The organism is Aeromonas sp. 96A (genome assembly GCF_051919165.1).
Classification (GTDB): Bacteria; Pseudomonadota; Gammaproteobacteria; order Enterobacterales; family Aeromonadaceae; genus Aeromonas; species Aeromonas veronii.
Genome location: NZ_JBQBFE010000001.1, coordinates 2,790,203 through 2,803,702, shown reverse-complemented (window position 1 = coordinate 2,803,702; position 13,500 = coordinate 2,790,203). Strand labels below are relative to the sequence as shown.

General features: G+C 59.7%; 10 protein-coding genes. 7 read left to right on the top strand and 3 right to left on the bottom strand.

Going from position 1 to position 13,500, the window contains the following annotated elements:
* Positions 1-207: 207 nt before the first annotated feature.
* From prlC to ACTG2W_RS12865, 3 genes are all read left to right on the top strand, one after another.
* Positions 208-2,250 carry an oligopeptidase A gene (gene prlC / locus ACTG2W_RS12875; protein WP_106844559.1) on the top strand — a complete coding sequence of 681 codons (2,043 nt, stop codon included), beginning with the start codon at positions 208-210 and terminating at the stop codon, positions 2,248-2,250.
* Between the two features lie 207 nt (positions 2,251-2,457).
* Positions 2,458-5,007 carry a putative bifunctional diguanylate cyclase/phosphodiesterase gene (locus ACTG2W_RS12870; protein WP_064341313.1) on the top strand — a complete coding sequence of 850 codons (2,550 nt, stop codon included), beginning with the start codon at positions 2,458-2,460 and terminating at the stop codon, positions 5,005-5,007.
* A 54-nt stretch (positions 5,008-5,061) separates the two neighbouring features.
* Complete coding sequence (locus tag ACTG2W_RS12865) at positions 5,062-5,823, top strand: class I SAM-dependent methyltransferase (protein WP_234922133.1); 762 nt, start codon at positions 5,062-5,064, stop codon at positions 5,821-5,823.
* Between the two features lie 70 nt (positions 5,824-5,893).
* Here ACTG2W_RS12865 and ACTG2W_RS12860 read toward each other — a convergent pair whose 3' ends face one another.
* From ACTG2W_RS12860 to rhlB, 3 genes are read right to left on the bottom strand one after another with little or no spacing between them, the layout of a single operon-like run.
* The gene (locus ACTG2W_RS12860; RefSeq protein WP_042054704.1) at positions 5,894-6,148 is read right to left on the bottom strand and encodes a Rho-binding antiterminator; all 255 of its coding nucleotides are present in this window, start codon (positions 6,146-6,148) and stop codon (positions 5,894-5,896) included.
* A gap of 30 nt (positions 6,149-6,178) precedes the next feature.
* Positions 6,179-7,669, bottom strand: coding sequence for a guanosine-5'-triphosphate,3'-diphosphate diphosphatase (gppA, locus tag ACTG2W_RS12855; protein WP_005342413.1), 1,491 nt, complete (start codon positions 7,667-7,669; stop codon positions 6,179-6,181).
* An 11-nt stretch (positions 7,670-7,680) separates the two neighbouring features.
* Entirely contained in the window at positions 7,681-8,970 is a 1,290-nt protein-coding gene (gene rhlB, locus ACTG2W_RS12850) for an ATP-dependent RNA helicase RhlB (protein WP_005339414.1), read from the bottom strand.
* A gap of 113 nt (positions 8,971-9,083) precedes the next feature.
* Between rhlB and trxA the strand changes: the two genes are divergently transcribed.
* From trxA to ubiD, 4 genes are all read left to right on the top strand, one after another.
* Entirely contained in the window at positions 9,084-9,410 is a 327-nt protein-coding gene (trxA, locus tag ACTG2W_RS12845) for a thioredoxin TrxA (RefSeq protein WP_005339416.1), read from the top strand.
* 204 nt (positions 9,411-9,614) lie between these two features.
* Positions 9,615-10,880 carry a transcription termination factor Rho gene (gene rho, locus ACTG2W_RS12840; RefSeq protein WP_005339417.1) on the top strand — a complete coding sequence of 422 codons (1,266 nt, stop codon included), beginning with the start codon at positions 9,615-9,617 and terminating at the stop codon, positions 10,878-10,880.
* A gap of 108 nt (positions 10,881-10,988) precedes the next feature.
* A complete protein-coding gene (locus ACTG2W_RS12835; RefSeq protein ID WP_106844558.1) occupies positions 10,989-11,981 on the top strand; it encodes a hypothetical protein in 993 nt (330 codons plus the stop codon).
* A 33-nt stretch (positions 11,982-12,014) separates the two neighbouring features.
* Positions 12,015-13,484 (top strand): 4-hydroxy-3-polyprenylbenzoate decarboxylase, encoded by a 1,470-nt coding sequence (gene ubiD / locus ACTG2W_RS12830; protein ID WP_005339421.1) that lies wholly within the window; start codon positions 12,015-12,017, stop codon positions 13,482-13,484.
* The last annotated feature ends 16 nt before the right edge of the window (positions 13,485-13,500 follow it).

The window sequence follows — 13,500 nt, the reverse complement described above, 5'->3', positions numbered from 1 at the left end:
AGAGCCAAAAAAGGCCCACAGATTCATTCTGTTACTGGCTGTTGATAGCAAAACTGCAGCAACGGCAGAGATCCGGGTCGCAATGGCTGGAAAAGTACAGGGTTGCGGCGGATTCCCGCTTGATTATTGCGTGGCTTGGCCACATGTTAGAAAGCCATACAGAGCTGCTAAAGCGGTCTGTTCAAGACCAAACAAGAGGTAACCGGGATGAATAACCCTTTGCTGACAATGGATTCGCTGCCCCCTTTCAGCCAGATCAAGCCGGAGCAGGTTCAGCCTGCCGTGATTCAGGCGATTGCTGACTGCAAGCAGAAGATCAGCGATGTGCTGGCCCAGCGTGATCCCCATACCTGGGATAGCCTGATTGCCCCGCTGGAAGAGGTAAATGACCGCCTGTCACGGATCTGGTCACCGGTCAGCCACCTCAACTCCGTACTCAACAGCGAAGCGCTGCGCGAGGCCCATGATGCCTGCCTGCCGCTGCTCTCCGAATTCCAGACCTATGTCGGTCAGCATGAAGGGCTCTATCAGGCCTATCTGGCCCTCTCCCAGAGCGATGATTTCCCGCTGCTGAGTGGTGCACAGCGCAAGGAGATCCAGAATACCCTGCGTGACTTCCGCCTCTCCGGCATCGGTTTGCCTGCCGAGGCGCAGCAGCGCTACGGCGAAATTCAGGCCCGCCTCTCCGAGCTGGCCTCCCGTTTCAGCAACAACGTGCTGGACGCAACCCAGGGCTGGCAAAAGCTGGTGGCCGATGAAGCCGAGCTGGCCGGTCTACCCGACAGTGTGCGTGCCGCTGCCCGCCAGATGGCTGAACTTAAAGGCAAAGAGGGGTGGCTGTTCACTCTGGATATCCCTTCCTACCTGCCGGTGATGATGTACGCGGACAACCGCGAGCTGCGCGCTGAGATGTACGAAGCCTTCACCACCCGCGCCTCCGATCAGGGCCCCAATGCGGGCAAGTGGGACAACTCCGCTATCATGAGCGAGCTGCTCACCCTGCGCCGTGAACTGGCTCAGTTGCTGGGGTTCGGCAACTATGCCGAGCTCTCCCTGGCCACCAAGATGGCGGACAAGACCGAACAGGTGGTGAGCTTCCTCACCGATCTGGCGGCCAAATCCCTGCCACAAGGCAAGGCCGAGCTGGAGGAGATCCGCGCCTTCGCCGCCGAGCAGCATGGTCAGAGCGAGCTGGCAGCCTGGGATCTCGCCTACTACGCCGAGAAGCTCAAACAGCACAAGTTCTCCATCTCCGATGAGCAGCTGCGCCCCTACTTCCCTGCCAGCAAGGTGGTGAAGGGGTTGTTCGAAGTGGTGAAGCGGGTGTTCGGCATGAAGGTGCGCGAGCGCCTCGGCATCGACACCTGGCACCCGGACGTGCGCTTCTACGATATCTTTGATGCCGACGACGAGCTGCGCGGCAGCTTCTACCTCGACCTCTACGCCCGCGAGCACAAACAGGGCGGGGCCTGGATGGATGTCTGTCTGGGTCGTCGCTACCGTCAGGATGGCTCGCTGCAAAAGCCGGTGGCCTACCTGACCTGCAACTTTAACGGCCCGGTGGATGGCAAACCGGCGCTGTTCACCCACAACGAAGTGGTCACCCTGTTCCATGAGTTTGGCCACGGCATCCACCACATGCTGACCCGCATCGATGTGGCCGGCGTGGCCGGTATCAACGGCGTGGCCTGGGATGCGGTGGAGCTGCCGAGCCAGTTCCTGGAGAACTGGTGCTGGGAGTCCGAGGCGCTGGCCTTTATCTCCGGCCACTACGAGACCGGCGAGCCGCTGCCTGCCGATCTGCTGGAGAAGATGCTGACCGCCCGCAACTTCCAGGCCGCCATGCAGATGCTGCGCCAGCTGGAGTTCGCCCTGTTCGACTTCCGTCTCCATCAGGAGTTTGATCCGGCCAATCCGGCGCAGCTCCCGGCGCTGCTGGATGAGGTGCGTAGTCAGGTAGCAGTGATGACGCCACCGGCGTTCAATCGCTTCCAGCACAGCTTCTCCCACATCTTCGCGGGCGGCTATGCGGCGGGCTACTACAGCTACAAGTGGGCCGAGGTACTCTCTGCCGATGCCTTCTCCCGCTTCGAGGAGGAGGGGATCTTCAACCCGGCGACCGGCCAATCCTTCCTGAAGAATATTCTGGAGAAGGGAGGTTCGAAAGAGCCGATGGAGCTGTTCCGAGCCTTCCGTGGCCGTGAACCCAAGGTGGATGCACTGCTGCGACATAGCGGGATCGCCGCCTGAGATTCCTGACCCGCAGCCTGTGTGAGCTTCAAGCAGGTACACTGTTTTGCGGCATAGTGGGATCGAGTCGTGATTTCTGCGACAAAAAGGGACCTTTTGGTCCCTTTTTTCAAGGCTTTTTAATATCTTGCTGATTGCATATTTGCACTGCCCACGGCTCTTCAGTAGAGTCGTGTTCTAACCTTCAAGGAGAGAAAGCCACTTGCCATGAGGCGAGCACTCGATTCCGTCTATCAAATCATCTCCAGTCTGGCTCATTCGAGCGGCCAGGGATATTTCGATACCTTTGTGAGTGAAATCGCCGCTGCTGTGATGGCTGATGTCGTCCTGATCGCCAGCAGGGAATCAAATGCTTCCCATCTTACGGTTCAGGCTGCCCATCCCTCCTCTCTTGACCCCGATACCCTGACGCTGCCACTGACTGACTCTCCCGATGCCATTACCTGGCAGGAGGGGGAAGCCTGGTTCAGCGATCGTCTGTTGCAGCTGTTCCCCGCGATGCCGCTTGCCGATGCGTGGCAGGCCCAGGCCTACGCCGGGATCGCCCTCAAGGATGCGGATGGCGAGACCATAGGCATCTGCTGCCTGCTCTATCGTCAGCCGCAGGCCAATATGACCAAGGTGATGGGGCTGCTCCGGCTGCTGGGGCCGCTGGCCGGTCGCGAACTGGCGCTGATGCTGCAACGCCAGCTGCCACAGCTCTTGCCTGATACCCCTCATGTGCTGCAGAGCATGCTGTTTCAGGCCCCGGTGGGGATCGGCAAGCTCGATCTCGCCGGCCACATTCTCTGGGCCAATCCGGCCATCGAGAAGATGTTGGGATATCCCCTCGACGAGCTGCTTCATCGCTCCATCTCCGACATCAATCACCCGGAGGATTGGCAGCGCAGCCTTGAGTGCTACGAAGAGATCCGGCGCGGCGAGCGCAGCAGTTTCACCCAGGAGAAGCGCTACTTCTGCAAGGGGGGCGAGATCCTGTGGGGGCGGGTAACGGTCACCCTGATCCGCGATGAGCAGCAGCAGCCGGACTACCTGATGGTGCTGCTGGAGAATATCGATCCCCTCAAGCGCCATGCGGAGCAGCTCAAACTCTCTCACCGGGTCTACGACAACCTCTCCGAGGCCATTTTGGTGTGCGATGCCGACAGCCGCATCATCTCGGTCAACCCGGCCTTCGAGCAGATCACCGGCTACAGCAGCGACGAGGTGCGGGGCCAGCGTCCCAGCATGCTCAAGTCCGGGCTGCACGATCAGACCTTCTATGCCGACATGTACCACGCGCTGGAGCGGGTGGGGGTGTGGCGTGGCGAAGTGTGGAACAAGCGCAAGAATGGCAAGCTCTATCCGCAGCAGCTGATGATCAGCACCCTGCGCGAAGCCGGCAAAATCCAGCAATATATCGCCATTTTCAGCGATCTTTCCCAGACCAAAGTGGCCGAGCAGAAGATCGCGACCCAGGCCAACTACGACAACCTTACCAGCCTGCCCAACCGCTGGCTGTTTGGCCGCTGCCTCACCCGCTTCTGCGAGCGGGGCGAGCGCTTCGCGCTCATGGTGCTCGACCTCAACAACTTCAAGGCGGTCAATAACAGCATGGATCACCATGCTGGCGATGCCCTGCTGCGGGAGGTGTCGGATCGACTGGTTAGCCGGGTGCGCACCGAAGATTTGGTGGCCCGCATCGGTGGCGACGAGTTCGCGTTCCTGGTGCCCGGCATCGTCACCCGCCGTCAGGCCGAGGTGTTTGCCAAGCAGGTGATCGGCAGCTTCGCCCGCCCCTTTATGCTGGCCAACCAGCACCTCTATGTGACCGCGACCATCGGCATGACCCTCTGCCCGGTCGATGGCAGCGAGAGCGATGAGCTGCTGCGCAATGCCGAACAGGCGCTGTTTGCGGCCAAGCGGCAGGGAAGGTTGCTCGGTGCCTACTGCTCATCCATGCGGGAAGAGGTGCGCCAGCGCCACCAGATGCAGCAGGATTTGGCCGAAGCGATCAAGCTGGAGCAGCTGACCATGGCCTACCAGCCGATCTGGGACAACCGCAGCGGACGGGTCGCCAAGCTGGAGGCGCTGGTGCGCTGGTATCACCCCCACTGGGGGCAGGTATCCCCTGCCGAGTTTATTCCGCTGGCGGAAGAGGCAGGTCTGATTCAGGGGCTGGGTGCGCTGGTATTGTGGCAGTCGTGCCGGGATCTGGCGCGGTTGCAGCAGTCCGGTTTTCCGGATCTGCAGATGTCGATCAACCGCTCCACCATGGAGTTCCAGACCATCGACCCAGAGGCGAGCGAGTGGCTCAAGGTGATCCAGCACTTCGGGCTCGATCCTGCCGACATCGTCATCGAAATCACCGAATCTTTGCTGATGGAGAGCAGTGATCAGCACAGGGTGCGGATCGATGCCCTGCGCGAGGCGGGCTGCAAGCTGGCCATCGACGATTTCGGTACCGGCTACTCGGCCCTCAACTATCTGCGCACCTTCCCGGTCGATCTGGTCAAGATCGACCGCTCCTTCGTGCGCCATATCCCCTTCAACGAGCAGGATCGGATGCTGCTCGACGGCATCATCAACATAGTGCACAACCTCGGCATGCAGGTGGTGATCGAGGGGGTTGAGACCCGCGAGCAGCTCAACTTCCTCTGCCAGAAGGGGTGTGCCTTCACCCAGGGTTATCTGCTCAGCCGCCCGCTGGCCTATGACGATCTCATTGATTACCTCGCTCTCAACCGTCAGGGGATGAACCTCACTGTCGTGAGCTGATCCACCGCTTCTGTTATCATGGCCGCTTCTGTACGTGCCATGAGTCTGTCTCCTATGCCCCATATTCAGGTTTTCAGTGAAGCCCCCGCCCGTGATGGCGAGCTCGACGCCCTGCGTTTACGCCTTGCCGACGTGGAGTTTCCGGCTCCGTTTGCGCTGGTACTGACTGAAGAGAGACTGGAACTGCGCAAGCTGGATGAGCCCAAGCTGGGTGCCGTCTATGTGGACTTCGTGGAAGGGGCGGTGGCACATCGTCGCAAGTTTGGTGGTGGTCGCGGCCAGTCCATCGCCAAGGCAGTGGGGCTCAAGGCCGGCGCCACACCCACCGTGGTGGATGCCACTGCCGGTCTGGGGCGCGATGCCTTCGTGCTCGCTTCCCTCGGTTGCAAGGTGACCCTGATCGAACGCAGCCCTGTGGTGGCCGCTCTGTTGCAGGATGGGCTGGCGCGGGCGGCACAGGATCCCGAGATTGGCCCCTGGGTCAGTGAGCGGATGCACCTGCTGCAAGGCCCGGCGGTGGACAATCTGCTGGCGCTGCCGGAGCGGCCCGAGGTGATCTACCTCGACCCCATGTTCCCCCACAAGCAGAAGTCGGCGCTGGTGAAAAAAGAGATGCGGGTGTTCCAGTCGCTGGTGGGGCCGGATCTCGATGCGGATGCCTTGTTGCCTGCTGCGCTCAAGATGGCTGATAAGCGGGTGGTGGTGAAGCGGCCGGACTACGCCGGCTGGCTCAACGAGCATAAACCCAGCATGGCCATCGAAACCAAGAGCAACCGCTTTGATGTCTATGTGATGGCGGCGCTGGCAGCGGGTTAACAGCCGGTGTGAGCCGCAGATGCAAAAAGGAGGGCCAGCGTCATGTTGGCCCTCCTTTTTCGTATTGGATTCAGTTGGTTGGCGCGAAGCGGATCAGCTTTTCTTCCCCTTGCCAGTTCAGGCGCAGGGTCGCCAGTTCTGCCAGACTGAGCCGCTCGCCACTGTGCAGCAGCAGATACTCGACCCCTTCGCTGGCTTCGATAGTGCGGATCTTGTCATCCCATTGGCGATCATCGCGGCTGGTGAGGGTTACCGGCAGTTGCCAGCTGGCAGCAATTTCGAGCCAGTCGTAGAGATCGCAGCTGATGGGTTGATAATCCGGCATGTTCGGATCCAAAACAGGCAGGTTGCTGAGTCAGGCTTCCTGTACGCGGGTCGGCCAGCCCATCTTCTGCTGGCGTTCCACTTCAAAGCGCAGCTCGCTGGCGCGCAGGTAGTGTTCATCCATCCAGCCCTTGGGCAGGGTCAGGGTCAGTGACTCCTCTTCTGCCTGCAGGGTGAAGCTGGGCACTGTGCCCTGGGTACGGCGCATGCAGAGGATAAGCGCGATGCGCAGGATACGGGCCAGCCGGATCGCCTGACGACCGGTGACGGCACCCTGTTTCTCCAGTGGTTCCAGCTTGAATTCGTCCCGCTGGTTGAACAGCAGGGCCGACAACAGCTTCTTTTGCGCAGGGGTAAAGCCCGGCATGTCGATGTTGTCGATGATGTAGGCGGCGTGTTGCGGCGCCTTCTTGTATTCGATACAGAGGCCGATCTCGTGCAGCAGGGCGGCATAACGCAAGATCGGGCGACCGTAGCGTTTGGAGAGTCGCCAGGCCGGTTGCAGCTGGTTGAACGCCTCGACGGCGGTATCGCGAACCCGTTCGGCGTGCTCTTTATCCAGCTGATAGCGGCTGATCAGGCTGTCGGCGGTGCGATCCCGGGCATCACAGTCGTGATTGTTGCCCAGCAGACCGTAGATCAGTCCTTCGCGCAGGGCGCCACCCGCCAGCGTCATGCTCTCGATATCGAGGGTTTCGAAGATGGCGATCAGGATGGCGAGGCCGGAGGGGAACACGGTCAGCCGCTCGGCCGCCAGCCCTTCCAGTTGCAGCCGGTCGAGCTTGCCGCAGGCGATGGCCTGACCCATCAGCTCCTGCAGTTTCGGCAGGGTGACCCGCTCGCTCTTCCCTTGCGCCAGCATGATCTCTTGCAGCGCCTGTACCGTGCCGGAGGCGCCGACACAGGTACGCCAGCCGAGGGCGCGGTAATCGTCCGCCACCTTCTCCAGCACCGCCTTGGCGGCAGCAATCGCCTGCTCGAAACGGGCTTCGGAGAGCTCGCCATCACCAAAGTGATTGTTGAGCCAGGTGACGCAGCCCATGTGCAGGCTGTTGAGCAGTTTTGCTTCGCTGTGCTCGCCAATCACCAGTTCGGTACTGGCACCGCCGATGTCGATCACCAGCCGGTTGCCTTCCCCGGCAGAGGTCCAGGAGACCCCTTCATAGATGGTCTTGGCCTCTTCCTCGCCCGAGATGATCTCGATGCTGTGGTTGAGTACCCGTTCCGCTTCGCTGAGGAACTCATCGACGTTGGTGGCAAGTCGTAAGGTTGCGGTGCCCACCACCCGGATATTGTCGGCCGGAATGTCCTGCAATTGTTCGGAGAAGAGACGCAAACAGTCCCAGCCCCGCTCCATGGCGGCACGGCTGAGACGAAATTCCGGATCAAGCCCTGCTGCGAGGCGAACCTTGCGCTTGACCTTGGCGACGGTGCGCAGGGCACCGGCGACCTCGCGCACCACCAGCATATGAAAGCTGTTGGAGCCGAGGTCGATGGCGGCATAGAGAGGCGAGTTGTGCAACGGGCCTGTCCTTAGCTCTTGCGCGGCGGACGACGACGGTTGTTGCTGTTGCCACCGCCCTGACGATCCCGCATGTTGCGGTTCACCGGCTGACGGTTGCGGAACACCCGTTTCGGCGGGGTCACGTCATCCAGCAGCGCTTCGCGATCATATTTGCTGACCGGAATGGCGTGGTGGATGTACTCCTCGATGGCCGGCAGGTTGAAGGCATAGTCTTCACAGGCCAGGCTGATGGAGTGACCGCTCTTGCCGGCACGACCGGTACGACCGATACGGTGTACATAGTCTTCGGCGTCGTCGGGCAGGTCATAGTTGAAGACGTGGGTCACGTCAGGGATGTGCAGACCACGGGCGGCCACGTCGGTGGCGACCAGAATATCGAGCGCACCCTTGGTGAAATCCTCGAGGATCTTCATCCGCTTCTTCTGTGGCACATCACCGGTCAGCAGACCGACGCGATGGCCGTCGTTTTCCAGCCAGGCATGGACGTCTTCACAGACGTGCTTGGTGTTGGCGAAGACGATCGCTTTTTCCGGCCACTCCTCTTCCATCAGGGAGAGCAGCAGCAACATCTTGTCTTCATTGGAGGGGTAGAACAGCTCCTCCTTGATCCGCACGCCGGTCATCTGCTCCGGCTCTACCTGCACATGTTCCGGGTGGTTCATGTGTTCGTAGGCCAGCTCCTGCACACGCAGGGAGAGGGTGGCGGAGAAAAGCATGCTCAGACGCTCGGTCGCGGGCGGCATGCGGCGGAACAGGAAGCGGATGTCCTTGATGAAGCCCAGATCGAACATGCGATCAGCTTCGTCCAGTACCACGACCTGAATGTTGCTCAGATCGATCACCTTGGACTTGAAGTAGTCGATGATGCGGCCAGTGGTGCCGATCAGGATGTCGACGCCCTGCTCCAGCACGGCCAGCTGCTTGTCGTAACCTTCGCCACCGTAGGCGAGGCCGAGTTTCAGGCCGGTAGAGGCGGCGATGCTGTCGGCATCGTTATAGATCTGTACTGCCAGTTCCCGGGTGGGTGCCATGATGATGGCTCTGGGTTGGTTAACCAGACGGGGCTTGGTCAGCGGGTGAGTCAGCAAATAGTTGAATGTCGCGGCCAGGAAGGCAATGGTCTTGCCGGTTCCTGTCTGGGCCTGACCGGCGAGGTCATGACCTTCTACCAGCAGTGGCAGAGACAGTGCCTGGATGGGCGTGCAATAGTGAAATCCCTTTGATTCCAGACCAGCCAGAACTTCGGGTTCGAGGCCCATTTGGGCGAATTTGTCGGTCGTTAAGTGTGTTTTGCTCATGGCGGTAGGTTATCAGGTTAGGCTTGCAATAATAAACAGGATCATTTCAAATAGGGCAACTATTGCCTTTGTTGATATGTCAATAAAGCCTTAATTACTGACTGGAGTTGGAGATGAGTGACAAGATTGTTCAGCTGAGCGATGCCAGCTTCGAGGCAGATGTAATCAAAGCCGATGGCGCCGTTCTGGTCGACTTCTGGGCCGAGTGGTGTGGTCCGTGCAAGATGATTGCCCCGATCCTGGAAGAAGTTGCCCAAGAGTACGAAGGTCGCGTGACCGTAGCCAAACTGAACATCGACCATAACTCTGATACTCCGCCCAAGTACGGCATTCGTGGTATCCCGACCCTCTTGCTGTTCAAGAATGGCGAAGTGGCAGCGACCAAGGTCGGTGCACTGTCCAAGACTCAGCTGAAAGAGTTCCTGGACGGCAACCTGTAATAATTAAAGAGGAGCGCATTGCAATAATGCGCTCCTTGTGTTTTATCACCTAGACGCTCATCCCGATTGGTGCTAGTTTATCGCTCGTTTGCTAACCTTTTTGCCTGACTCTTTGCTAACCACAGCCTGGCAATCAAATCCGATCAGCATCAATCCAGCAGACTGTCTCCTCATTTCAATCCTTGCTTACAGACTTTCACCACTATGAATCTGACTGAATTAAAGAACACTCCTGTGTCCGAGCTGGTCAAGCTTGGCGAATCCATGGGGTTGGAAAATCTGGCTCGGGCGCACAAGAAAGATATTATTTTTGCAATCCTCAAGGCGCACGCCAAGGGTGGTGAAGATATCTTTGGCGACGGTGTGCTGGAAATCCTGACCGATGGTTTCGGCTTCCTGCGCAGTGCAGACGGCTCCTATCTGGCAGGCCCTGACGATATCTACGTCTCCCCGAGCCAGATCCGCCGCTTCAACCTGCGTACCGGCGATACCATCTCCGGCAAGATCCGGCCACCGAAAGAGGGCGAACGCTACTTCGCACTGCTCAAGGTCAATGAGGTCAACTACGACCGTCCGGAAAACTCCCGCAACAAGATCCTGTTTGAAAACCTTACCCCCCTGCATGCCAACGAACGTCTGCGAATGGAACGGGGTAATGGCTCTACCGAAGATATCACTGCCCGTGTACTGGACCTGGCTTCCCCCATCGGTAAAGGCCAGCGTGGCCTGATCGTGGCGCCGCCCAAGGCCGGTAAGACCATGCTGCTGCAGAACATCGCCCAGAGCATCGCCTACAACCACCCGGACTGTGAACTGATCGTTCTGCTGATCGACGAGCGTCCGGAAGAAGTGACCGAGATGCAGCGCATGGTGAAAGGTGAAGTGATCGCTTCCACCTTTGACGAACCTGCTTCCCGTCACGTTCAGGTTGCCGAAATGGTGATCGAGAAGGCCAAGCGTCTGGTCGAGCACAAGAAAGACGTGGTAATCCTGCTGGACTCCATCACCCGTCTTGCTCGCGCCTACAACACAGTTATCCCGTCATCCGGCAAGGTACTGACAGGTGGTGTGGACGCCAACGCCCTGCACCGTCCCAAGCGCTTCTTCGGCGCCGCGCGTAATGTTGAGGAGGGCGGCAGCCTGACCATCATCGCTACCGCGCTGATCGATACCGGTTCCAAAATGGACGAGGTTATCTACGAAGAGTTCAAGGGTACCGGCAACATGGAACTGCACCTCTCGCGCAAGATTGCCGAGAAGCGCGTCTACCCGGCCATCGACATCACCCGCTCAGGTACTCGTAAAGAAGAGCTGCTCACCTCCGGTGACGAGCTGCAGAAGATGTGGATCCTGCGCAAGATTGTCCACCCGATGGGCGAGATCGACGGTATCGAGTTCCTCATCGACAAGCTGGCGATGACCAAGACCAACGACGAGTTCTTCGACGCCATGCGGCGCCAGCAGAAGTAAGTCCGGTCAGAAAATGACGAAACCGCGGCCCTGGTCGCGGTTTTTGTTTATCTGTTTTCCGGTCGCCCTAGTAGTATGAGATCCCGATGTCACATGGATGGAGACGTCATGAAGCCTGTTTTCTGGTTATTGCTGGGGTTGCTGAGTGCAATGCCAGCCTGCGCGCAGAGTACACCGGTCGCGGTGACAGCCGAGACGTTGCAGACGCACCAACGCTATCTGGCGGGCCGTCTGAAGGAGGGGCAATTTGCAGCCATCGACTCTCTGCTGGCGACCCTGAGTCGCGAGCGGCGGGAGTTCCTGCTGTTGCAGCTGCTGCGGGATATTCCCGCGACCACCCCTGCATCCCCTGCGTTGCAACAGTGGGTCGAGGCTCAGGCCGACAAGGCACCCGAGTGGCTCATGGAGCAGCAGGTCGACGGTTTTCTGGTGCAGCAACCTGTCTATGATTTTGCCGCGCAGGCCCGTCAGTTGCTGGGGAAGTGGCAGCTGCAATCACTGATGCAGCGCTATCGGCAGCAGCTTGCCCAGGGCAGCTTCCAGCTAAAGTCTATCTACTACAGCAGTAACCCCGATCTCGCCATGCAGCAGCAAGCCCTGTTGCTGGCCCTCGATACCTTGCCGCAACCGATCTGGATGCGGGAGGCGCAAGCGCTGGCCAGCCAGAATATCTATCTGCCCGATAATCACCTGTTGTTCCATCTGTTGCAGCGCACCGGGGAACCGGCGCTCTATAGCATGCTGTGGCGGCGGCCGGCAGATCAGGATGCGCTGCGTGCACTCTCTACCATCAACCGCTTCCATCATGGCAGTGCCGCCAGCGATTTGCTGATTGCCGCCAGTGGCAATGAGGGATTGAAGGGAGCCGCTCTGCGCCAACTGAGCGCACTCTCCCCCTTGCCGCCGCAAGCCCAGAAATACCTGCTTGCGGAACTCTCCAACCGTCAATACGGGGCGCTGGTGGCCGGTCTGTTGATGGAGGTGGACGAGCCCCAATTGCTCTCTGCGCTGGCCAGACGTCTCGGCCAGCGTGACATGCCACCCATTGCACCGAGTCTGCTGCCCGATTCGGGTACACCCGATGGGCAGCCAGGGTTATAATGCGTGACCTCCTGAACCCGGTTGGGAACTTGCATGAAATACAAGGATTTGCGTGATTTCATCGCGCAGCTGGAACAAAACGGACAACTCAAGCGCATTACCCGCGAGATAGATCCCTATCTGGAGATGACCGAGATCAGCGATCGCACCCTGCGTGCAGGTGGCCCGGCTCTGCTGTTCGAAAATCCCAAAGGCTACACCATGCCGGTGCTGACCAACCTGTTTGGTACCCCTGATCGGGTTGCCATGGGCATGGGGCAGCCCGATGTGGGCGCCCTGCGTCAGGTCGGGGTCTGGCTCTCCTATCTCAAGGAGCCCGAGCCGCCCAAGGGATTCAAGGAGCTGATGGAGAAGCTGCCGATCTTCAAGCAGGTGCTCAACATGCCGACCAAGCGCCTCTCTTCCGCCCCCTGTCAGCAGGTGGTGCAGGAGGGAGATGCGGTCGATCTCGACCAGATCCCGATCCAGCACTGCTGGCCCGGCGATGTGGCGCCGCTGGTCACCTGGGGCCTCACCATCACCCGTGGCCCCTACAAGAAGCGCCAGAACCTCGGCATTTATCGCCAGCAGAAGATCGCCAAAAACAAGCTGATCATGCGCTGGCTTGATCACCGTGGCGGTGCCATCGATTTTCGCGAGTGGCAGGAGGCCCATCCCGGTGAGCGATTCCCGGTGGTGGTGGCGCTCGGTGCCGATCCCGCGACCATTCTCGGCGCGGTGACGCCAGTGCCGGATACTCTCTCCGAATATGCCTTTGCCGGTCTGCTGCGCGGCAGCCGTACCGAAGTGATCAAGGCCATCAGCTGCGATTTGGAGGTGCCCGCCAGCGCCGAGATTGTGCTGGAAGGCTATCTTGAGCCGGGCGAGATGGCGCCAGAAGGCCCTTATGGCGACCACACCGGTTACTACAACGAAGTGGACGAGTTCCCGGTCTTCACCATCACCCACATCACCAAGCGGCGCGATGCCATCTATCACAGCACCTACACCGGCCGTCCGCCCGATGAACCGGCGGTGCTGGGTCTGGCGCTGAACGAGGTGTTCGTGCCGCTGCTGCAGAAGCAGTTCCCCGAGATTGTGGACTTCTATCTGCCGCCGGAGGGGTGCTCCTACCGGATGGCGGTGGTGACCATCAAGAAGCGTTACCCGGGCCACGCCAAGCGGGTGATGCTGGGGGTCTGGTCCTTCCTGCGCCAGTTCATGTACACCAAGTTCGTGGTGGTGTGTGACGACGACGTCAACGCCCGCGACTGGAAGGATGTGATCTGGGCCATTACCACCCGGATGGACCCGGCACGGGACACCACCTTGATCGAGCACACCCCGATCGACTATCTGGACTTCGCCTCGCCGGTCTCCGGCCTCGGCTCCAAGATGGGGCTGGATGCCACCAACAAGTGGCCGGGCGAGACCAATCGGGAGTGGGGTCAGCCCATAGTTCAGGATGAGGCGGTGAAGCAGAAGGTCGATGCCATCTGGGATGAGCTCAATATCCTCGGATGAGGCAAACATGACAGCT

Coding starts and splice junctions, on each gene's coding strand:
- prlC (WP_106844559.1), top strand. CDS start 208: ATGAATAACCCTTTGCTGACAATGGATTCGCTGCCCCCTTTCAGCCAG.
- ACTG2W_RS12870 (WP_064341313.1), top strand. CDS start 2,458: ATGAGGCGAGCACTCGATTCCGTCTATCAAATCATCTCCAGTCTGGCT.
- ACTG2W_RS12865 (WP_234922133.1), top strand. CDS start 5,062: ATGCCCCATATTCAGGTTTTCAGTGAAGCCCCCGCCCGTGATGGCGAG.
- ACTG2W_RS12860 (WP_042054704.1), bottom strand. CDS start 6,148: ATGCCGGATTATCAACCCATCAGCTGCGATCTCTACGACTGGCTCGAA.
- rhlB (WP_005339414.1), bottom strand. CDS start 8,970: ATGAGCAAAACACACTTAACGACCGACAAATTCGCCCAAATGGGCCTC.
- trxA (WP_005339416.1), top strand. CDS start 9,084: ATGAGTGACAAGATTGTTCAGCTGAGCGATGCCAGCTTCGAGGCAGAT.
- rho (WP_005339417.1), top strand. CDS start 9,615: ATGAATCTGACTGAATTAAAGAACACTCCTGTGTCCGAGCTGGTCAAG.
- ACTG2W_RS12835 (WP_106844558.1), top strand. CDS start 10,989: ATGAAGCCTGTTTTCTGGTTATTGCTGGGGTTGCTGAGTGCAATGCCA.
- ubiD (WP_005339421.1), top strand. CDS start 12,015: ATGAAATACAAGGATTTGCGTGATTTCATCGCGCAGCTGGAACAAAAC.